A 20,855-nucleotide genomic window follows, 5' to 3' on the forward strand; every position below is an offset into this window, starting at 1 on the left:
TCTTCGATCTGTTTTTGACCGAATACAACATCTTTATTGTAGCAGTAAGGACAGCGCATATTGCATCCGCTAAACCAAAGAATCGCACATAATCTCCCCGGAAAATCGAGGGAGGAGAATTTTTGAATAGAATATATGCCTAACATTCTTTAAAATATTTTCTTTCTTTATGTTCGGCTTTTTTACCGATATTAAAACTTTCAACCGGTCTGTGATAACCCATAACCCTTGTATAAACCATACATTTTTGGCGTTTGTGTTCTACTTTTTTTAGTAATTCTTCTTTAGTTAGTGTTTTTGTTTCCATTTTTACTCCTTGTTTTCAAGTTCTTCTAAAAGCTCAGCATCACAATACGGACAATATTCATACTCTCCCGGAATATACCCGTGTTTTGGGCATACGGAAAATACCGGTGTTATTGAAATATACGGCAGTCTAAAGTTAGTAATTGCTTTTTTTACTAAATTTTTGGCAGCTTCAGGTGAGCTTAATTTTTCGCTCATATATAAATGAAGCACCGTCCCTCCCGTATACATCGTCTGTAATTCATCCTGAAGCTCAAGCGCTTCAAAAGGGTCATCAGTATAATCCACAGGAAGCTGAGACGAGTTCGTATAATAAGGAGAGTCTTCAAATCCGGCTTGGATAATATCAGGAAATCTTTTTTTATCCTCTTTTGCGAATCTATACGTTGTCCCCTCAGCAGGCGTTGCTTCAAGATTATAAAGGTTACCCGTCTCTTCCTGATAAATTTTTAGTCTCTCTCTCATAAATTCAAGCACTTCTTTAGCAAACTCTATCCCTTTATCGGTTGCTATATTTTCCCTGTCTCCTGTGAAATTTCTAATCATTTCATTCATTCCGTTTACGCCTATGGTTGAAAAATGATTGTTAAAGCCCGAAAGATATCTTCTCGTATAAGGATATAACCCTCTATCGTACATTTCCTGGACGAATTTGCGTTTTTTCTCAAGTGTTGATTTGGCTAAATCCATAAGTTCGGCAAGTCTTTCAAGCAACGCTTTTTTATCGCCTTTGTAAAGATATCCAAGTCTTGCCATATTAATTGTTACAACCCCGATACTTCCCGTCATTTCAGCACTACCGAACAGTCCCCCTCCTCTTTTTAAAAGCTCTCTTAGGTCAAGTTGAAGCCTACAGCACATACTTCTGACTGCTCCTGGCTCATAAGCGTTAGGATTTCTTACTCTATTTCCGTTTTCATCGATAATGTACTGACTCCCTATGAAATTTTGAAAATAACTGCTTCCGATTTTTGCCGTATTTTCCCATAAAGCTTTGGCGGCTTCGCTGTCCCAGTCAAAATCTTCTGTAATATTAACAGTCGGAATAGGAAACGTAAACGGCTGACCTATAGCATCCCCTTCAGTCATTACCTGATAATACGCTTTGATAATTTCTTGCATTTCAGGCTCGAAATCTTTATATGTGGCATCGGTTAGTTTTTTGATTTTCGGGTTTCTTTTTTTAAGTTTTGCTAAAAGCTCTTCATCCTCAACACCCTCAAAAAGATGTCTGTTATTGCGGGTTGGAATTTGGTCTTTCAAATCATCAGGAACCTTAAAATCAAGGGTAATATTCGTAAAAGGACTCTGCCCCCAGCGAGCCGGTACGTTTAGGTTATATACAAAACTTTCAATCGCTTCTTTTATTTCTTTAAACGAGAGTTTGTCTTTAAAGACATAAGGAGCGAGGTATGTATCAAAACTGCTAAACGCCTGAGCCCCGGCCCATTCGCTCTGAAGTATCCCTAAAAAATTCGCCATTTGTCCAAGTGCGCTTCTAAAGTGGCTTGGAGCTTTTGATTCGACTCTTCCCCTAACCCCGTTAAATCCTTCATTTAAAAGATTTCTTAAGCTCCACCCGGCACAATAAGGCGCAAGACAATCTAAATCATGAATATGATAATCCCCGTCTCTATGAGCCCTTCCTTCTTCTACTGAATATATTTTATCAAGCCAGTAATTTGCTATAACTTTTCCGGCCGTATTGTTAATAAGCCCCGCGTGGGAATATCCAGTATTGGAATTTGCGTTAATTCTCCAGTCCGCTTTATTGATATATTCTTCTATTGTCGTATTACAGTTAATATAAGTAGCTTCCCTGTCTAGTAGATTTTCGCGCTGCAATTTATGAAGGTGTCTGTAAAGCATAAAGTTTTTTAAAACGTCAAAATAACCGTGTTTATATAGAGATTTTTCTATCAAATCCTGTATATATTCAACCTCAGGAGTCTCTATTTTTTGAATTTGTTTAATCACCTCTTCAAATACGTTTATGTCATAACTGACACCCGTAGCATCAAATGCTTTTTTAATAGCGTCTTCAATCTTATAAGGGAAATAGTTTTGATAAGTCCCGTCTCTTTTAATTACTTTTTTCATATGAGCTCCTGAAACAAATTTTAAAAATTATACTCCCATAAGCTTATTAAAACCTTAAAAATTACCGAGATTTAGGGACTCTTTTTATCTTAAATAAAGCAAAAAGTACCGTAAAAACGAAGAAAAAAAGAAGAAAGAATTTACAAAAATCCTACACTACTTTATATCTGAATTTTTTACCTGCCCACATAGGTTTTACTTCTCCTACGATGTAAGGAGCCGTCCATTCTTCTTCAATAAGTTCCACTTTTCTCTCAGGTACTTCAATATTGAAGTTTTCTCTTGCATTATCGCTTATAAACTTTTGAAATGTTTCTATATCACCTTCAAAAAATTCAGCAAGCGCCGGTAAAATTACGGGAGCACTAAACACTCCGGCGGCACCTTTTAACTTGTTTTTTATCGTATGTGGAGCACTGTCGCTTCCGAACATAACTTTTTTATGTCCCGATTTTACGAATTTTTGTATAGCATCTCTGTCTTTTGGAGTTTTAATAACAGGTTTACAAAAATTATGAGGATTTAAAGCTCCTCCTATTAAATCATCAAGAGTTAATAAAAGATGATGAAGAGTTACGGTTGCGTAAAGATTTTCATATTCATCCAAAAGTCCTAATAAATCGGCCGTTCCTACATGCTCCATAATAATTTTCAGTTTTGGAAAGTCACGGGCTAATTTTTCATAAACTACTGCAAACTCCCTTTCCCTATCAAGTACAAATCCGTTTGTTTCTCCATGAACGGATAATGGTATATTAAGTTCTTGCATAAGCTCAAGTACCGAATAAACATTTTCTATAGACTTAACCCCGTTTTCAGAGTTTGTGGTAATTCCGGCAGGATAAAGCTTTATGGCGAATATATCATCAACCAAATCCAACAACTCATCTTCACTATATTCTCTCATAAAAAGATTCATAAGAGGCGTAAAGTTCTCACAGTTTTGTAAAATCTCTTTTTTATAATTTTCAAGTCTTTCTTTATTATCTACAGGAGGTACAAGATTTGGCATAATAACGGCAGCAGCAAACTGGTTTGCAGTATAAGGTATAACATCTTTAAGTATTTTTCCTTCACGGAGATGTAAATGCATATCTATCGGAGTGTTTAGAATCATTTGAAGCCTTTTTTATGTAATTTTAACAAAAAGAAACTATAAGACGAATTTTATATCTTTATGTTCTTGCAGTCTTTTAAAAAATTCATTTCTCTCTTCTTCGCTTGTAACATACGCTTCAAATTTTTGAGAATAATATTTTCCTTTTTGGTTATTATCTTCTATTTTACATTCCTGATTATTTATACACTCTTTAACAGCGGCTCTCATTTTTTCTTTATCTTCTCCTATAATTCTAAATCCCCACATTCTCGGATATTCTATTTTATTTTTTTCTTCTGCCATATTCCCCTCCTTACACTTTTAGTGTAATTATATCAAGTTTTCTTAATTTTGTAAATAAATAACCAAATAGGAAACTGACTAAATAAAGTAAAACAATTGTAAATTTTAGTGCAGTAAAAGCGTTAAAAAAGTGAACTTAAAACGTAGAGGTTTGCACTTTTTAGTTTTTACGAAATGTTTAGAAATTTGCTTTCTTGTTGAGCGTATTTAGTCAGTACCACTAAACAGTAACTGTCACTATAAATGGGACAAAAAGAAAAAAAAGAAAGGTTACATAAAATACACCATCGGAACGATAGTAGGATACTTTTTAGTTTTTCTGAAAACATGCTTTCTTATTACGTTTCTAAGCTCGTTTTCAAAAATTCTGTTTTTTTCATACACATAATCTTTTGCATGGTCTATATAATTGATTAAAAGTTCCTCCATTTCTTTTGCAAAAGCCTTATCTTCTTTATCAGCTATAATACCAAACGTTGTAACTCTAGGTCTTCCTATAAGTTTTTTATTTTGTTTATCAACCTGAGCTACTATCATAATAATACCTTCATTAGCAAGCTTTTGCCTGTCTATTACGACATCGTTTTCTATCTGTTCGTTTATTTGATTATCGATATAAATTTTTCCAACTTTTACATTTTTAACTTTTCTGACTCTTTTCGGAGTTATTTCCCATTGCTCTCCGTCTTCCATAATAAATACGTTCTCTTCTTTCATTCCGGCCTGAAGAGAAGTTTCTTTATGCTTCATTAAATGGTTATACTCTCCATGAACCGGAAAGAAATATTTAGGCTTTACAAGTCTTAGCATTAGTTTTTGTTCTTCCTGACTTGCGTGACCCGAAACATGAATTTCACTGAATTCATGATAAGCTACTTCTGCACCTTTTTTCATCAAAAAGTTTATAAGCTGAGAAACGGTAGGTTCGTTTCCTGGAATCGCTTTTGCCGAAATAATAATCTGATCACCCTCTTTAATTTTTACATGCCTGTGTTCATCAATAGCCATCCTATATAAAGCGCTCATACTCTCACCCTGACTTCCGGTAGTAATAATCAATATTTCCTCATCCTGATATTTTCCTATTTCATACGGGTCTATAAAAATATCCCTTGGAAGCTTTATATAACCTAAATCCATAGCGACATTTAGGTTCTGCTCCATACTTCTTCCGATTATACAGACTTTTCTCCCGTATTTAATACCTCTTTCAATAGCCTGATAAACCCTGTGTATATTGGAAGAAAAAGTAGACATAATAACTCTGCCTTTTGTTTTCATAAACAAATCATCAAACGTTTTTCCAACAACGCTTTCACTTGGAGTAATTCCAGGTTTATAAGAATTTGTCGAATCGCTAAATAACGCTAAAACTCCTTTTTCTCCGTAATAAGCGAGTCTGTGAAGATCCGGCGGATAACCGTCAATCGGAGTATTGTCTATTTTAAAATCTCCCGTATGAACAATAGTTCCAATTGGTGTTTGAATGGCAAGGGAAGAACTGTCTACAATTGAATGAGTCATATGAATCCATTCCACTTTAAAATCACCTATTTGAATAGGATGACGTTTTTTTACGCTTCTAAAATAACTTTTATACTGATGAATTTTATGCTCTTTAAATTTATTTTCTATCATAGCAAGAGGAAGTGAAGTTCCGTAAATAGGAAATTGCATCTCTTTAAACAGGTACGGAACCGCTCCTATGTGGTCTTCATGTCCGTGAGTAATTATAAGACCTTTTATTTTATGACGAATTTCCCTAAGATAACTAAAATCCGGAATCAAAATATCAACTCCATGCATATCTTCATTTGGAAAACTCATACCGCAGTCTATAATAATAGCACTGTTTTCCGTCTCAAGAACGGCACAGTTACCGCCTATTTCATCAAGCCCCCCAAGAGGGGTAAATCTTACCCATCCTTTTGAATTACCGTCGATTTTTGTATGACAATTAAGCCTTGCCCTATGAATTTTTTCATTTTCATTAAACGCTTTATTTAAATCCTTAAACCATACGAAATTTTTAGGGTCCACTTTTTTTTGAGGCTGGGTTAGAGGTTTTTTAGTCTGTTTTTCAGTTTTTCTGACTTCACTGTTTTGAATTTTATTATTTTGTTGGTTATTTTCATTTTTTAAATTCTCTTCTACTGTATTTTTAATTGCTTCTTGAAGAGTCAAATCTTTTTCTTTTTCCATTTACACTCCTTTCTTTTAGCGCAGAAAAGAGCTGGAAAAAAGTATCAGCATCCACCTGGTGAGGTCTTATCGTATCGGCAAGCCCGAATTCTTGAGGATTAAAATCATATTTTGCGGATAAGTTTTTTTTAAGTGTCTTTCTAGGGTTGCTAAAAGCAATTTTTAAAAATTTAGCAAACTCCTCATCATACGAGTCTTTAAACTTCTTAAATTCTATTACGCTGCTTGTAACTTTAGGTGCAGGCACAAACGCTCCTGGAGGTATGTCAAAAAGCTTTTTTACCTCCGCAGTACGGCTTGCCAAAACACTTAAAGACCCGTAATTTTTATCACCGGGTTTTGCGCTGAATTTATCCGCAACCTCTTTTTGAATCAAAACAACTATATTTTTAGCATTTTTATCTTTTAATGCTCGTAAAATAATATTAGTTGCTATATAATAAGGCAGATTAGCTATCAAATCATAGTTTTCATCCGCCAAACTTTCTTGCCAATATTCTAATACATCACCACAAATTAAATTTAAATTTGGAAATTTCTTTTTTAAAATTTCACAAAGTTCTTTATCTATTTCGATTGCCGTTATTTTATTTCTTTTTTCCAGCAACTTTTCTGTTAAATCGCCTAAGCCAGGCCCAATTTCTATTACCAAATTATCGGTATTGGGCATCGCTTGGGCGATTTTTTTCAAATAATGTTTATCTTTTAAAAAATTTTGCCCAAATTTTTTCTTTGCTTTGATTATATCATATCCTTTTAAAAAAAGTAAATAGTATGATAAAATTATAACAAATATTTAAAAGGAAATAATAGATGGAATATTTCGCAAAACGCATTATTCCCTGTTTGGACGTAAAAGACGGGAGGGTTGTAAAAGGTGTTAATTTCGTAGGTCTAAAAGATGCCGGAGACCCCGTAGAAGCGGCTATAAGATATAATGAAGAAGGAGCGGACGAACTGACTTTTTTAGATATCACCGCAAGCCATGAAGACAGAAAACCAATTATAGAGATTGTAAAAAAAGTAGCCCGCGAAGTTTTTATTCCGTTAACGGTAGGAGGAGGAATTAGCGAACTTAACGATATTTATAATCTTTTAAATGTCGGATGTGATAAAGTTTCTATTAATTCCGCAGCTGTAAAAAGACCGGAATTTATTAATGAAGCCAGCAAAAGATTTGGAAGCCAGTGTATTGTAGTCGCTATTGACGTTAAAAAAATAGCTCCTAACAAATGGCATGTTTTTATTAAAGGCGGCCGTGAAGATACCGGCCTTGACGCAATAGAATGGGCAAAAGAAGTAATTGACAGAGGTGCCGGTGAAATACTTTTAACTTCAATGGACGCTGATGGGACAAAAGCAGGGTTTGATATCGAAATCACCGAAAAAATCTCAACTTCAGTAAATGTACCGGTAATAGCAAGCGGAGGAGCAGGAAAAATGGAACATTTTAAAGAGGTTTTTGACCATAAAGCAGATGCTGCACTGGCTGCTAGTATTTTTCATTTTAAGGAAATAGATATTATGGATTTAAAAAAGTATTTAAAAAATAACAAAATAAGCGTTAGATTATAATTATGAAAAAAATTATATTGCTTCCCTTTACCGTTTTACTCTTTGGATTTGAAGTTGAATTTATAAAAAAGTACAAAGAATATATTATTCCTGATAAAGAAGCAATCGAAATAATAACATCAAAAAAAGATTTAAATTTTCCGTTTAAATATATTAAAACCGAAAACGGTTATATTTTAATAGGGAATATTGATAGTGTAGATTTATGGCTAAGAAACAACTTTTACGCTCCTAAAGATGCAAAATTTAAAAAACTAAAAATAGCCGTTATTGACATGGATAAAATTCAATATAAAGTAATTAGAAAAATTAAAAAAATTTACAAAGGATGTTTTCTTAAAAAATTAATTTTTTTAACACCCGATGAGCAAAAAATTTTAACAAAACCGTCTTATATAGAAACAGATTATAAAATAATTTTGGAATGTAGGTAATGTTTCACGTGAAACAAGGAAAGACATGATTATATCCGCAGGAAACAAAGAAATTTTCAGTTTTGCCACTCCAATAGGAATAGGTCTAATAGAAAGTGCAATAAATCTCACAAGGATTTGTCTTTTTGAAAAACCTGATTTTTTAATTTTTATAGGAAGTGCAGGAAGTTATGGAAACTTTGAGATATTTAATATTATAGAAAGTAAAAGCGCTTCAAATATTGAACACTGTTTTTTAAAAAAAGAATGTTATACACCAATAGATAATATAATTTCCATTGGAGATGTTTCACGTGAAACAATAATTAACTCATCAAATTATATTACGACATCCAAATTAATTTCAAAAGCTTACCTGCATTTGGGAATAGAAGCTGAAAATATGGAATTTTATTCCGTACTTAAAGTAGCAAAAGAATTTAAAATTCCGGTAAAAGGTATTTTCGTCATTACAAATTACTGCGATAAAAACGCACATAATGATTATATGCAAAATATAAAAACAGCAAAAGAAAAACTAATTGAGTACTTGGAAAACAAAAAAATCATAAAGGAAACAAAATGAAAAAATGCTTTATGGATTATTTGCCTGAAGAACTGCTTGATATGGGTATACAACCCAAATTTAGAGTAAAGCAGTTATATAATTGGGTTTATAGAAAATATGTAGACGATTTTGAAAAAATGAACAATATACCAAAAGATTTAAGAGCAAAACTAAAAGAAGAGTTTTATATAAATCCTCTTGAACTTATAAACCACGAAATTGCAAGCGACGGCACGGAAAAATTTTTATTTAAATTAAAAGACAATCATACTGTTGAAACGGTACTTATTAAAATGAAAGACGAAAGAATAGAAAACGGCAAAAAAAAAGAAGCTAAATGGACTGTATGTGTTTCTACCCAGGTAGGTTGTAAAGTAGGTTGTGCTTTTTGTCTAACTGCAAAAGGAGGATTTGTCAGAAATTTAGCTCCAGAAGAAATAGTAGCACAGGTTTGGTTTATGAAAAAATTTAAAAATTTTGATGAAAATAAAGCTTTAAACGTAGTTTACATGGGAATGGGAGAACCTTTGGATAATTATGATAATATGGTAAAAGCTATAAAAATAATAGCCCATCCCGATGGACTAAACATTTCACCAAAAAGACAAACAATCTCAACATCCGGAATAGCTCCAAAAATTAAAAGATTAGGAAAAGAAAATTTAGGAGTAAATCTCGCAATTTCTCTTCATGCAGTTGATGATGAACTTAGAGAAGAGTTAATCCCTCTTAATAAAGCATATAACATCCAAAGCGTCATAGACGCTGTTAGAGAATTTCCAATAGATAAAAGAAAAAAAGTAATGTTTGAATATTTGGTCATAAAAGACGTAAACGACGATATAAAATCTGCTAAAAAACTGGTAAAACTGTTAAACGGAATTCCAAGTAAAGTTAATTTAATCTATTTTAATCCATATCCGGGAAGCCCTTATAAAAGACCGGATGAAGAAACAATGAAAAAATTTCAGCGTTTCTTGCTTGATAGAGGCATTACTTGCACTATAAGAGAAAGTAAGGGTATTGATATAAGCGCAGCCTGCGGGCAGCTTAGAGAAAAAGAATTAAAAAATTGTACTACATCTGAATACAAGGAATAAACATGGCAGAACTAAAATATCTTCCGGCAGGTATAAGATTACACCTTAAAGAAATAATTTATAAATTAACAGATGATTTAAGCAAATATTATTATTTTCATTTTGAAGATATTCCTACAGGACTTAAAGCCGAAAAAATATTAAAAAAAGAAAACATTAAATCAATTCCTACTCCAAACGAAATTTTTGAAGACTGCGGGGTGACTATTTTAACAACCGAGAAAGAATTGATAAAAAAGCTACTTGATAAAGAAAAAATAAATTATGAAATCTGGATAATAGAAAATAAAAAATTTAAAAAAATAGAAGGAGATTTAACAGCAAAAAGCTGCAAAATTTAATCTTTATAAATTTTTATATCCGCCTGGTTTTTTATCTTATTAAAATAGTCTTTTAAAATCTCTTCTCTTTTTTGTGCTATAAGCTTATTATAAATAATATTCTTTACTTTCTTAAAAGGTAATATCTTTTTCCCGTCTTTTCTTGCGATATAATAAGTGGAATAATGAGTTCCTTCATTTATAATAGGAGTAAACTCCCCTACTTTTGTTTCATTAAATAAAAACAAAAGTCTTAAGGGAAGTTCATCCACATCATATACCGCCGATTCGGATTTAACAGAAGTATTAGAATATAAAGGATTTTTTTGAACTTCTTTTAAAATTTTAGGGTTATTAGCCTGATATTTCATAACCTGAACCGTTTTAAAGGTAGTAAATTCATTTTTATGATTTTCATAATAGTTTTTAATTTCCTCAGGAGATATTTGAAGTTTTGAATTAACTATATTTTCAAAAAGTTTTTCTTTAAGAAGATTATCCTTTATTCTTTTTTTAAAATCTTCAAGCATTCCTTTTTGGGCAAGAATATTTTTAAATTCAAAAAGACTCATACCGTTTTGTCTTGCTATTTTTTCTAGCTTGTTATCAATATCAAATTCATCAACGGTTATTCCTCTTTTTTTTATTTCCTGTTGCAAAAGCTTTTGGTCTATAAGCATATTCAGGGCAATATCTTCAGAAACTTTAGCCTCTGAAGACACTTTTTCTATATCGTAACTGGTAATAGGAGCATTATTGACACTTGCGACTACTTTATCTACTATTTTTGCATTTAATATTAAAGCGGTACATAAAATTAGTAAACTCTTTTTCATATATTTTACCTTTAAAAATTATTTCTTATTTTTTGTAATTTTTCCAAAAGACATTTAAACTCTTCCTCACTAAGGATACTTTTTATTTTATTCTGAAATTCTACTGCAACTTTATCAGCAAACTTCAGATTTATTTTACCCTCTTGGGTTAAAAGCAAATAATATGATTTTGAATTTATATATTTTTTATTTATAAATCCTTTTTTTTCCAAAGAATTTATTATTCTTGTAATGGTAGCTTTATCTCTTTTTAAGAGTTCTGCAATTTTAGTAGGAGTTATTTCTCCTATTTCATCCACGAGTCTCATAACCGCATATTGTTCTGAACTCAAATTATAAGGAGAAATTTGACTGTTAAACTTTTTTCTTAACACATTTAAAGTGGTAGTTAAAGCATATTCTAAAGATTCATCTTTATTTAGGCTCATTTTTATCCTTAACAACATAATTTAATTAAGAATTATACTATAAAGAAAGAAAAAAGAAGAAATTAATTGGCTGCAGCTTTTTTAAGTGCCGCTAAAGCCACTTCGTAGTTTGGTTCTTCTGTAATTTCAGGAACAATTTCTTTATAAGTTATCATTCCATTTTTATCAACTACAAAAATAACTCTCGCACTAAGTCCTCTAAGCGGTCCCTCAGCAATTAATGTTCCGTACTGAGTTGAGAAACATTTTTCTCTATAGTCGCTTAATACCTGAAGATTTTCAACCCCTTCAGTAGAACAAAATCTTTTTGCCGCGAACGGTAAATCCATTGAAACTACACAAACCACAGTATTTTCTACCTTTGCCGCTTCTTCATTAAATTTTCTAGTTTCCATCGCACATACAGGAGTATCAAGGCTTGGAACGGCTACTATTAATTGAGCTTTATTCTGAGCACCGCCAATGGTTACTTCTTCAAGAGAGCTATTTGGTAAAGTTACAACCGGCGCTTTATCTCCCACGTTTACTTGGTTTCCGTAAAGTGCTACATCGTTACCTTTTAATTTTGTTAATGTTGGCATTGTGCCTCCTTTTTTTATAGCAGTGTAACATAAAGAAAAAAATAAAAAAAGACCAAAATTATCTTTTTTTTTAAGAGATGTTACTAAATGTAACTATAACTTTATAAAAGTAATTTTAATCAGCTGTAATCGCTTTAAAAGTTTCCTTTACTTTGCCTTTAAAATAAAGTCTTCCGTTTCTTAAAGAAACATTAAGTTCTTCTTGGCTTTTTGGATAAACTTTCACAGAATTATCTATTAAGCCATTATCTCTTGCCGTTAAAAAAGAAGCACACATACCTGTCCCGCAAGCTAAAGTTTCATCCTCCACCCCTCTTTCGTAGGTTCTTACAAAAAGTTTCCCCTCTTTTACTTCAGCCCAGTTTACGTTTGCGTTATATTTATATCTTAAATCCCTTGCCAGTTTTTTATCAAAATTTTCTATACTTTCCATAATCACTATATGAGGAACCCCGGTATCGTAGATTTTGAATTTTTTTCCGAAATCTTCATATTCTCCTATAAATTTATAAGGCGTGAGCTGAGACTCAACCAAATCCCCGTCGACTTCCGCTTCAATTACCCCGGCAAGCGTTAAAAATTTCATTTTTTCAGGAGCTAATCCTTGCATATAGGCATAATGTGCAGCCGCCCTGCTTCCGTTTCCGCACATCTCGGCAACACTTCCGTCGGCATTATAAAACTGCCATTCAAAATCATACTCAAGATGAGGTAACAAAACAATTAATCCATCAGCCCCTACTCCGTTTTGTCTGTCACAAAGTGTTTTTGCCAAATCGCTTCTATCCTCTTTTTTAAATGTATGAAAAATAACGAAATCGTTACCGCTGGCACTATATTTGCTAACAACCATTTTTATCCTTTTTAGATATAATTATAATAAAAAAGGTAAAGAATGATTTTAATAGCCGGCCCCTGTGTTATAGAAAGCAAGGAACAGATTTTTAAAATAGCAAAATATTTAAAACCTTACAGTAAAACATATGAATTTTATTTTAAAGCGAGTTTTGACAAAGCAAACAGAACGTCACTTGAGAGTTACAGAGGTCCGGGAATAGACAAAGGACTTGAGATATTAAAAGAAGTAAAAGAAAAATTCGGTTATAAACTGTTAACAGACGTTCATGAAACATGGCAGGTAAAAAAAGCAGCCGAAGTTGTTGATGTTTTGCAAATTCCGGCATTTCTTTGCCGTCAGACTGATTTGCTTGTTGAAGCGGCTAAAACTGATAAAATAGTAAATATAAAAAAAGGTCAATTTATGAATCCGGAAGATATGAAATATTCAGTTTTAAAAATTTTAAAAACCAGAGGATGTTCTGAAGTAAATTACGAAAATGCAAAAAAACACGGCGTTTGGCTGACAGAAAGAGGAACAACATTCGGATACGGAAATTTAGTAGTCGATATGAGAAGTCTTGTTATTATGAGAAAATTCGCACCAGTAATTTTTGACGCAACACACAGTGTACAAATGCCAGGAGGTGCCGGCGGTAAAAGCGGAGGCAAAAGAGAATTTGTTCCATACTTAAGCAAAGCCGCCGCGGCTGTGGGAGTTGACGGGTTTTTCTTTGAAACCCACTACAACCCAAACGAAGCTCTAAGCGACGGACCTAATATGATAACACCTGATATTATGGAAAATACTTTAAAAGAAATAGAATGTATAAATAAATGCAAAAAGGAGAATTAATGAATACGATAGAAGGAACCTTACAACTTGAAGGTCATGAAAAAATAGCAGTAATAGCTAGCAGGTTTAACCATCTTATTACAGACCGATTAATAGAAGGAGCAAGAGACGCTTTTTTAAGAAACGGGGGAAAAGACGAAAACCTAGACCTAATTTTAGTACCCGGGGCTTTTGAACTTCCTTTTGCTCTTAAAAGAGCTTTAAAAAAAGATATATACGATGGTATATGCTGCGTAGGCGCCGTAATAAGAGGGGCAACTCCTCATTTTGATTACGTAGCAGCAGAAGCCACCAAAGGCATAGCTAATACTACTTTGAATTTTGATACTCCCGTTACTTTCGGGCTCCTGACAACCGACACCATCGAACAGGCCATAGAAAGGGCCGGAACAAAAGCCGGAAATAAAGGTTTTGAGGCAATGCTTGGACTTATAGAAATGATTAATCTTTACAAGGAATTTTAAATGGCAACCATAACACACGCAAGAGAAGCTGTAATTCAGACTCTATACGCTTTAGAACAAGGAAACGAAGAAGCTCCTAAACAATTCGAAGAGCTGCTTAAAGAAAAAAAAATAAAAGGGCAAAAAGCTGAGTTTGCAAAAAAACTTTTAAACGGTATTTTAGAACATAAAGAAGAAATAGATGATATAATCAAAAACCACCTTATTGACTGGAGTTTCGACAGACTCGATAAAGTCGACAAACAGATTTTAAGACTCGGTGTATATGAAATTAAATATACCGATACGCCGTTTCAAATAGCAATAGACGAAGCGGTCAAAATAGCAAAAAACTTTTCAGAAGACAAAGCCAAAAGCTTTATAAACGGAATACTAGACAAGGTGGCAAAGGAAAATCTAAAGAATGGAAACGAAGGAGGATAAGTGTTTATCCTCTCTTTCGCCGCTACTTTAATATTTCGGGCTTAAATTCTTCTATCAGTTTATTTTTATCCGTTTTTAAAAGGTCTTTTTCAACCAATCTAAAAATTTTGTCTTTATTTTTTAAGTTATCTAAAACATCTTTTGAAATTACTTTAGGAAGAGATAAAAACACCTTTTTATTACCAAGCTCTTCTATTAAAAGGTCTATATCCTCTGCTACAGCTTTTACAGCTTCTTTATAAATTTCCTGTTTTAAATTATGTTTTTCACCGCTTACGGACTTATTCAAAAAACCAGGCTTAAAACTTCCTTCCAGCCCTGTTACTAAATCCTGAAGTTTTTTATGAGCTTCTATAATATCAATAGCTTTTACCAAATCAAGTTTTACTTCATTAGGTTTAAGACCGGCTTCCGCTTCCGCTGTTCTAGGACTGGCTTTATATGCTTTTATTTCTCCAAGAGTAGCTACAATTACTAAATCACCTACTTTCATGACTTTATCCTTTTTTCTTAATTATACATTAAAATTTATATTTTTGGCAAACTTTAATCATATTTTACTGCAAAAAGCCCAAAACAAAATGTATTGCATTATTCCTGTAATATCAGTTATTTTTAACATTTAATCCTCTGTGAATGAGTTATCGCTACTGCAATAGCATCAGTAATGTCAAGAGGCTTAATATCTCCTTTAAGACCTAGAATTCTTTTTACCATAAAAGCCACCTGTTCTTTTTTGGCTTTTCCATTCCCGGTAACCGCCCTTTTTACCTGAAGAGGCGTATATTCGGCAAAATTACCATGTATTTGCAAAATCCTAAGAGACAAAGCTCCTCTGAACTGAGCTAGTTTTAAAACGGTTTTTGGATTATAAGCATAAAAAATATCCTCTACCGCAACTTCATCTATTTTGTTTTTTAAAATAACATCAAGACCTTCGATAAGCTGTGAAAGCTGATATTGAAGTTCTTTTTCCGTAATTTTAATAAATCCCGCATCTATTAAATGAAGTTTAGGGACTGTTTCGACAATGGCGTAACCGCATCTGATGGTTCCGGGGTCTATTCCAAGTATTTTCATTTCACTACTCTTTCACTGTTTTTTCACATTTCATTCACAATGTGAATATCTTTATTAGACTTTTTATTTCGGTTATGATAAAATTTAATTCACATAAATTTTCACAATTTTTTCACATTGTGAACAAAATTTAATTCACAAAGGAGCTTACTTTTGCTGTTTGATAAAATAAAACAGGAACTAAAACGTGAAAATCAAGTGAATTATAATAAATTTATAAAGAATTTGGAATTCGACGAAGAATCAAGCGACAGTGCCCATATAGTAATAAAAGCTCCTAATATTTTTATAGCTAATTATGTAAAAAGAAAATATGCGAAAAAAATAGCCGAACTTTATAAAAAAGAAACTGGTATAGAAGCAGTAATTGAAATAACCACAAAAGAGACAAAACCGAAAGTATATTCAACAGAAGAAATTTTAAATTACACTCCATCAGTCCTTATTCCAGAATACACCTTTGAAAGTTTTATAGTGGGACCTTCTAACCAATTCGCATACAGTGCGGCAAAAAGCGTAGCCGAAAATCCTGGAAAAAGCTATAATCCCCTTTTTATATACGGAGGAGTGGGACTTGGAAAAACACATCTGTTACAGGCCATAGGAAATTATTTAAAAAACAGGGCTAAAGTAATTTATGTTACAAGCGAACAGTTTATGAACGAATTTAGAGAACACGTCAGAAACCATACCATGGACAGATTTCACGAAAAATACAGAAATTGCGACTGTCTGTTAATAGACGACGTTCAGTTTTTCTCGGGAAAAGAAGAGACCCAAAAAGAATTTTTTCATACATTTAACGAACTTTATAACCAAAAAAAACAGATATGTCTTACAGCCGACAGACCTCCTAAAAAATTATATGACTTGGTAGACAGGTTAAGAAGCCGTTTTGAAGCCGGTCTTATCGCGGACATACAACCTCCCGAACTTGAAACAAAAATAGAAATCATTCGTAAAAAATGCGAAATTAACGGTATTCACCTTCCAGAAGATGTAATAGAATTTATAGCAACGAAACTTGACGACAATATAAGAGAAATAGAAGGTATGATAGTAAAAATAAACGCCATGGCTAAACTTCTCGGAATTATGGATATTACACTGGATTTTGCAAAACAGGCCTTAAAAGAACACATAAAAGATAGAAAAGAAAATATAACCTTAGAAGACATAATATCGTTAATAGCCAAAGAATTCAATATAAAACCAAGCGAAATAACATCAAAAAGCAGAAATCAAAATATTGTTGCGGCAAGAAGAACGGCAATTTATCTAGCCAGAGAATTTACCAAAGAATCCACCCCAACAATAGCCAAGTATTTCGGTTTAAAAGACCACAGCGCCGTAAGTCATGCAATAAAAAGTTTCAATAAAAAACTAAAAGAAGATAACGATTTTAGAATAAAAATAGAAGAACTTAAAAATAAAATTCAACTAAAAAAAGGTGAATGACGTGAATAAAAAAGTTATTCACATTCACACGATTTTTTCACTAATTTCGGGCTTTTTTAATAAAATTCAACAATTCACACAAATCTACTACTACTACTATAAGAATTTAAAATAAGGAGAAAACATGAAAATAAAAATACAAAAACCGGTATTTGAAAGTATAATAAATCAGGTACTTCCATTTACGGAAAAAAAAGACAACACACAAATAACATCACATATACTTATAATAGCAGACGATAATCTCATAGTAAAAGCAACAGACAAAGAAATAGGAATAAAAATAAAAACTCAAGCGGAAATAATAAAACCCGGGAAAATAACCATAAATGGAAGAAAACTAGCAGATATAATAAAAGCGTTACAAAATAAAGAAATAGAAATAAAAAGCGAAAACAATACCATCATAATAACCCAAGAAAACTCAATTTATAAATTATCAAGCTTTGATGCAAACGAGTTTCCGGAATTTCCAAATCCAAACGATCTAGAAAAACTTGAAATCAATCCAGAAGAATTCTATGATGGAATAAAAAAAGTATTTCCAGTAATAGATACAAATAATCCTAAATATGAATTAAACGGGGCACTATTTGATATAAAAGAAAAAACAAACTTTGTATCTACCGATACAAGAAGACTTGCGGTTTATTATACAAATGCAAAAGGAAAAGAAAAACAGATAATAGTACCAAAAAGGTCCATAAGTGAAATAAAAAGAATTTTTAAAGAAGATATGGAAATATTCTACGACGATGTATATTTAATACTTAAAAACAATGAAATTATGTTTTTCACAAAACTGATAAATGGAAAATTTCCGGCATATGAAAAAATAATACCGAACCAATTTAAATACATACTCCAAATTAATAAACAAGAATTTTTATCACACCTAAAACAAGTGAGCATTATCTCAAACGAGGTAAGAATAAAAATAACAAGAGAATACATTGAATTTGAAAGTATCAGCGACGAAACAACTCAGGCAAAAACAAGATTTTTAACCAAAACTGAAATAGATGAATTTTCTTTTGCGGTAAACAGCAGATATATAATGGACTTTTTAAATATAATAAATAACGAAACATTTGAATTATGCTTAAACGAACCTAATATACCTTTTATGCTTAAAGATAATAATTTTATTACAATCGTAATGCCTCTTAATATTTGATATAATTATTAAAAAGTAGCTAAAAGGAACTGAATGGCAAATTACGGTGCTAATAGTATTAAAGTTTTAAAAGGTCTTGAGGCTGTAAGAAAAAGACCTGGTATGTATATCGGAGATACCGGAGTCAGAGGTCTTCACCATCTTATATACGAAGTGGTTGACAATGCCATTGACGAAGCAATGGCCGGATATGCCACAGAAATAAAAGTAAAAGTAAATAAAGACGGAAGCGTTACTATTTCAGACAACGGAAGGGGAATTCCGGTAGATATTCATCCTGAAGAAAAAATACCTGCCGCTACGGTTGTCCTTACGGTACTTCATGCAGGTGGAAAATTTGACAATAAAACCTATAAAGTATCAGGAGGACTTCACGGAGTAGGTGTATCCGTTGTTAACGCTTTAAGTAAAAAACTTATTATGACTATTAAAAGAGACGGTAAAATATGGCAGCAGGTGTTTGAGAGAGGAAAACCGGTTACCGATTTAGAAGTTATAGGAACCACAAACAGAACCGGTACCACCATCCAATTCTGGCCGGATGAGGAAATATTCGAAACAACTCAATTTAGCAGCGATATATTAAGAAAAAGATTAAAAGAACTTGCTTACCTTAATCCTAACATTACCATCTATTTTGAAAATGAGATAGACGGAGTAAAAGAAGTATACCATTTTGAGGGCGGTATTAAGGATTTTGTAAAGACATTAAGTACAAAAGAGTGTATAACGGATGTTATTTATTATAACGAACACTACAGCGATGAGGAAAAAGCTTTAGACGTTGAGGTAGCTTTATGCTATGATACTGGATATGACGAAAAGGTTTTAAGTTTCGTAAACAATATTCGCACACCGGAGGGCGGAACTCACGAAAGCGGTTTTAAAGCGGGTCTTAGCAAGGCTATTATAAACTACATAAATAAAAATATGAAACTAAAAGAAAATATAAAAATTGTAGGGGATGACGTTAAAGAAGGTCTTAATGCCGTTATAAGTATAAAAATGAGCGAACCTCAGTTTGAGGGACAGACAAAAGGAAAACTTGGAAGCAGTTATGTAAAACCTATAGTTCAAAAAGTAACTTATGAATATTTAACAAGATATTTTGAAGAAAATCCTAATACGGCTAAAATTATAGCCCAAAAGGCCATTGAAGCGGCAAAAAGCAGAATAGCGGCTAAAAAAGCCAGGGATTTGACAAGAAAACAGACCAAAATAGGAGTCGGGACTCTTCCTGGAAAACTTGCCGATTGTCAAACGAAAAATCCGGATGAGGCAGAACTCTATTTAGTTGAGGGTGATAGTGCGGGAGGAAGCGCAAAACAGGGAAGAGATAGGTATTTTCAGGCTATTTTACCGTTGAGAGGTAAAATTTTAAATACTCAAAAATCAAGTGATGCAAAGGCCCTTAGCAGCGAAGAGATAAAAAATATTATAACTGCCCTTGGTACCGGTATAGGAAATGATTTTGACGCAGATAAATCAAGATATAAAAAAATTATTATTATGACGGATGCCGATGTTGACGGAAGTCATATTCAAACTCTTATTATGACGTTTTTCTTTAACCATTTAAGAGAATTGATTGAGAGAGGATATCTTTATATAGCCCAGCCTCCTCTTTACAGGTATAAAAAAGGAAAAATAGAAAAATACTTAAAAGACGATAAGGAACTTAACGAGTTTTTAATAGAACAGGGTATAAATTCCATTGAAATAGAAGGGGTTGGAAAACCTGAGCTTAAAGAACTTTTAAAATACGCCGCTTATTATAAGCTGTTGTTGGAAAAGCTTACAAAAAGATTTAACGTCCCTGAAGTTATAAGGTTTATGATAGAAAACGGAAATCTTGAAGGACTTGAAGAACATCTTAAAAAATTCGGGTTTAGCGTTATTTCAAAGCATGATAATCATTATTATATTCAAACAAACAGAGGTCTTGAAGAAATTACTATAGATGAAAAACTGCTAAATCATCCTCTGTTTTTGGAAGCAAAAAAGGTATATGAAAAATTAAAAGAGTATAAAGATTTGGTAAAAGGAGATTATCTCGAACTTTTGGACGAAGTTATAAAAAAAGCAAGACAGGGAGCCCATATTCAACGGTACAAAGGGCTTGGTGAAATGAATCCAGAACAGCTTTGGGATACAACCATGGACCCTGAAAACAGGGTTTTGGTACAGGTTACTTTAGAAGATGCCCAGGAAGCCGCTAAACAGTTTGAATTGTTTATGGGTAATGAAGTTGGACCTAGAAGGGAATATATCCAGGCAAACGCAAAAGAAGTTGAAAATATAGACATATAAAAGTGGAGAATGGAAAATGAAACATGGAAAATTAAAATACGGTGAAAAAGAAATTGTTGAATTTAATCCGGAAAATATGGAAATATGGCCTAATAAGCATAAAAAGAATTATTTGATTAAAATTACTCTTCCGGAGTTTATGTGCAAATGTCCTCGTTCCGGATATCCTGATTTTGCCACCGTTTACCTTGAATATATTCCTAACGAATGGGTAGTGGAGCTTAAAGCGCTTAAACTTTATATAAACTCTTTTATGAACAGGTATATCTCCCATGAAGACAGTGCAAATGAAATATTCGATACATTATATAGTAAATTAAAACCTAAATGGATGAGAATAGTTATGGATTTTAATCCAAGAGGAAACGTACATACCGTTATAGAAATAAACAGCGAAAAAATAGAAAAAGAACTGTAAT

Annotated in this window: 25 protein-coding genes; 12 read left to right on the forward strand and 13 right to left on the reverse strand. The window is 32.6% G+C overall.

Annotated features, from left to right (window positions below):
- The 7 genes from ACXJH6_RS03220 to rsmA form a co-directional block, all read right to left on the reverse strand.
- Positions 1 to 146 (reverse strand): 4Fe-4S cluster-binding domain-containing protein (locus ACXJH6_RS03220; RefSeq protein ID WP_456470364.1); only part of this gene is annotated, 146 nt, incomplete at its 3' end.
- Complete coding sequence (gene nrdD, locus ACXJH6_RS03225; RefSeq protein WP_456470332.1) at positions 140 to 307, reverse strand: anaerobic ribonucleoside-triphosphate reductase; 168 nt, start codon at positions 305 to 307, stop codon at positions 140 to 142. The genes nrdD and ACXJH6_RS03220, both read right to left, overlap by 7 nt.
- A gap of 2 nt (positions 308 to 309) precedes the next feature.
- Positions 310 to 2,406, reverse strand: a complete 2,097-nt coding sequence (locus ACXJH6_RS03230; RefSeq protein ID WP_456470333.1) for a ribonucleoside triphosphate reductase — start codon at positions 2,404 to 2,406, stop codon at positions 310 to 312.
- Positions 2,407 to 2,557: 151 nt separating this feature from the next.
- Positions 2,558 to 3,523 carry a dihydroorotase gene (gene pyrC, locus ACXJH6_RS03235; protein ID WP_456470334.1) on the reverse strand — a complete coding sequence of 322 codons (966 nt, stop codon included), beginning with the start codon at positions 3,521 to 3,523 and terminating at the stop codon, positions 2,558 to 2,560.
- A 36-nt stretch (positions 3,524 to 3,559) separates the two neighbouring features.
- A complete protein-coding gene (locus ACXJH6_RS03240; protein ID WP_456470335.1) occupies positions 3,560 to 3,808 on the reverse strand; it encodes an HP0495 family protein in 249 nt (82 codons plus the stop codon).
- A 270-nt stretch (positions 3,809 to 4,078) separates the two neighbouring features.
- Entirely contained in the window at positions 4,079 to 6,010 is a 1,932-nt protein-coding gene (locus ACXJH6_RS03245) for a ribonuclease J (protein WP_456470336.1), read from the reverse strand.
- Complete coding sequence (rsmA, locus tag ACXJH6_RS03250; protein ID WP_456470365.1) at positions 5,970 to 6,755, reverse strand: 16S rRNA (adenine(1518)-N(6)/adenine(1519)-N(6))-dimethyltransferase RsmA; 786 nt, start codon at positions 6,753 to 6,755, stop codon at positions 5,970 to 5,972. The genes ACXJH6_RS03245 and rsmA overlap by 41 nt, the downstream gene beginning before the upstream one ends.
- Positions 6,756 to 6,823: 68 nt before the next feature.
- On the opposite strand from rsmA, the gene hisF reads away from it, so the two are divergent.
- From hisF to ACXJH6_RS03275, 5 genes are read left to right on the forward strand one after another with little or no spacing between them, the layout of a single operon-like run.
- Positions 6,824 to 7,585, forward strand: a complete 762-nt coding sequence (gene hisF, locus ACXJH6_RS03255) for an imidazole glycerol phosphate synthase subunit HisF (protein WP_456470337.1) — start codon at positions 6,824 to 6,826, stop codon at positions 7,583 to 7,585.
- 2 nt (positions 7,586 to 7,587) lie between these two features.
- A complete protein-coding gene (locus ACXJH6_RS03260) occupies positions 7,588 to 8,019 on the forward strand; it encodes a hypothetical protein (protein ID WP_456470338.1) in 432 nt (143 codons plus the stop codon).
- Positions 8,020 to 8,044: 25 nt separating this feature from the next.
- Positions 8,045 to 8,584 carry a phosphorylase family protein gene (locus ACXJH6_RS03265; protein WP_456470339.1) on the forward strand — a complete coding sequence of 180 codons (540 nt, stop codon included), beginning with the start codon at positions 8,045 to 8,047 and terminating at the stop codon, positions 8,582 to 8,584.
- Positions 8,581 to 9,666 (forward strand): dual-specificity RNA methyltransferase RlmN, encoded by a 1,086-nt coding sequence (gene rlmN, locus ACXJH6_RS03270; RefSeq protein WP_456470340.1) that lies wholly within the window; start codon positions 8,581 to 8,583, stop codon positions 9,664 to 9,666. The genes ACXJH6_RS03265 and rlmN overlap by 4 nt, the downstream gene beginning before the upstream one ends.
- Positions 9,667 to 9,668: 2 nt before the next feature.
- Positions 9,669 to 10,007, forward strand: coding sequence for a putative Se/S carrier protein (locus ACXJH6_RS03275; RefSeq protein WP_456470341.1), 339 nt, complete (start codon positions 9,669 to 9,671; stop codon positions 10,005 to 10,007).
- Here ACXJH6_RS03275 and ACXJH6_RS03280 read toward each other — a convergent pair.
- The 4 genes from ACXJH6_RS03280 to dapF form a co-directional block, all read right to left on the reverse strand.
- A complete protein-coding gene (locus ACXJH6_RS03280; protein ID WP_456470342.1) occupies positions 10,004 to 10,822 on the reverse strand; it encodes a SurA N-terminal domain-containing protein in 819 nt (272 codons plus the stop codon). The genes ACXJH6_RS03275 and ACXJH6_RS03280 overlap by 4 nt on opposite strands.
- Positions 10,823 to 10,833: 11 nt before the next feature.
- Entirely contained in the window at positions 10,834 to 11,250 is a 417-nt protein-coding gene (locus ACXJH6_RS03285; protein WP_456470343.1) for a MarR family winged helix-turn-helix transcriptional regulator, read from the reverse strand.
- A gap of 62 nt (positions 11,251 to 11,312) precedes the next feature.
- Positions 11,313 to 11,831 (reverse strand): thiol peroxidase, encoded by a 519-nt coding sequence (gene tpx, locus ACXJH6_RS03290; RefSeq protein WP_456470344.1) that lies wholly within the window; start codon positions 11,829 to 11,831, stop codon positions 11,313 to 11,315.
- Between the two features lie 115 nt (positions 11,832 to 11,946).
- Positions 11,947 to 12,684 carry a diaminopimelate epimerase gene (dapF, locus tag ACXJH6_RS03295; RefSeq protein ID WP_456470345.1) on the reverse strand — a complete coding sequence of 246 codons (738 nt, stop codon included), beginning with the start codon at positions 12,682 to 12,684 and terminating at the stop codon, positions 11,947 to 11,949.
- A 42-nt stretch (positions 12,685 to 12,726) separates the two neighbouring features.
- Here dapF and kdsA point away from each other — a divergent pair, with 42 nt between their 5' ends.
- The 3 genes from kdsA to nusB are packed head-to-tail and all read left to right on the forward strand — an operon-like array spanning position 12,727 to position 14,411.
- A complete protein-coding gene (gene kdsA, locus ACXJH6_RS03300) occupies positions 12,727 to 13,524 on the forward strand; it encodes a 3-deoxy-8-phosphooctulonate synthase (RefSeq protein WP_456470346.1) in 798 nt (265 codons plus the stop codon).
- The gene (gene ribH, locus ACXJH6_RS03305) at positions 13,524 to 13,988 is read left to right on the forward strand and encodes a 6,7-dimethyl-8-ribityllumazine synthase (RefSeq protein ID WP_456470347.1); all 465 of its coding nucleotides are present in this window, start codon (positions 13,524 to 13,526) and stop codon (positions 13,986 to 13,988) included. Before kdsA ends, ribH begins: the two co-directional genes overlap by 1 nt.
- Positions 13,989 to 14,411 (forward strand): transcription antitermination factor NusB, encoded by a 423-nt coding sequence (nusB, locus tag ACXJH6_RS03310; RefSeq protein ID WP_456470348.1) that lies wholly within the window; start codon positions 13,989 to 13,991, stop codon positions 14,409 to 14,411.
- A 22-nt stretch (positions 14,412 to 14,433) separates the two neighbouring features.
- Here nusB and ACXJH6_RS03315 read toward each other — a convergent pair whose 3' ends face one another.
- Positions 14,434 to 14,904: a hypothetical protein gene (locus ACXJH6_RS03315; protein WP_456470349.1), complete on the reverse strand. Its 471-nt coding sequence runs from the start codon at positions 14,902 to 14,904 to the stop codon at positions 14,434 to 14,436.
- 122 nt (positions 14,905 to 15,026) lie between these two features.
- Positions 15,027 to 15,491 (reverse strand): crossover junction endodeoxyribonuclease RuvC, encoded by a 465-nt coding sequence (gene ruvC, locus ACXJH6_RS03320; RefSeq protein WP_456470350.1) that lies wholly within the window; start codon positions 15,489 to 15,491, stop codon positions 15,027 to 15,029.
- A 153-nt stretch (positions 15,492 to 15,644) separates the two neighbouring features.
- Between ruvC and dnaA the strand changes: the two genes are divergently transcribed.
- The 4 genes from dnaA to queF all read left to right on the forward strand — a co-directional run bounded on the left by dnaA (position 15,645) and on the right by queF (position 20,854).
- Positions 15,645 to 16,949 (forward strand): chromosomal replication initiator protein DnaA, encoded by a 1,305-nt coding sequence (dnaA, locus tag ACXJH6_RS03325; protein WP_456470351.1) that lies wholly within the window; start codon positions 15,645 to 15,647, stop codon positions 16,947 to 16,949.
- Between the two features lie 124 nt (positions 16,950 to 17,073).
- Positions 17,074 to 18,126, forward strand: a complete 1,053-nt coding sequence (dnaN, locus tag ACXJH6_RS03330) for a DNA polymerase III subunit beta (protein WP_456470352.1) — start codon at positions 17,074 to 17,076, stop codon at positions 18,124 to 18,126.
- 33 nt (positions 18,127 to 18,159) lie between these two features.
- Complete coding sequence (gene gyrB / locus ACXJH6_RS03335; protein WP_456470353.1) at positions 18,160 to 20,436, forward strand: DNA topoisomerase (ATP-hydrolyzing) subunit B; 2,277 nt, start codon at positions 18,160 to 18,162, stop codon at positions 20,434 to 20,436.
- A gap of 16 nt (positions 20,437 to 20,452) precedes the next feature.
- A complete protein-coding gene (gene queF / locus ACXJH6_RS03340) occupies positions 20,453 to 20,854 on the forward strand; it encodes a preQ(1) synthase (protein ID WP_456470354.1) in 402 nt (133 codons plus the stop codon).
- Position 20,855: the final 1 nt, after the last annotated feature.

The sequence above is a fragment of the Caminibacter sp. genome, from assembly GCF_053999135.1.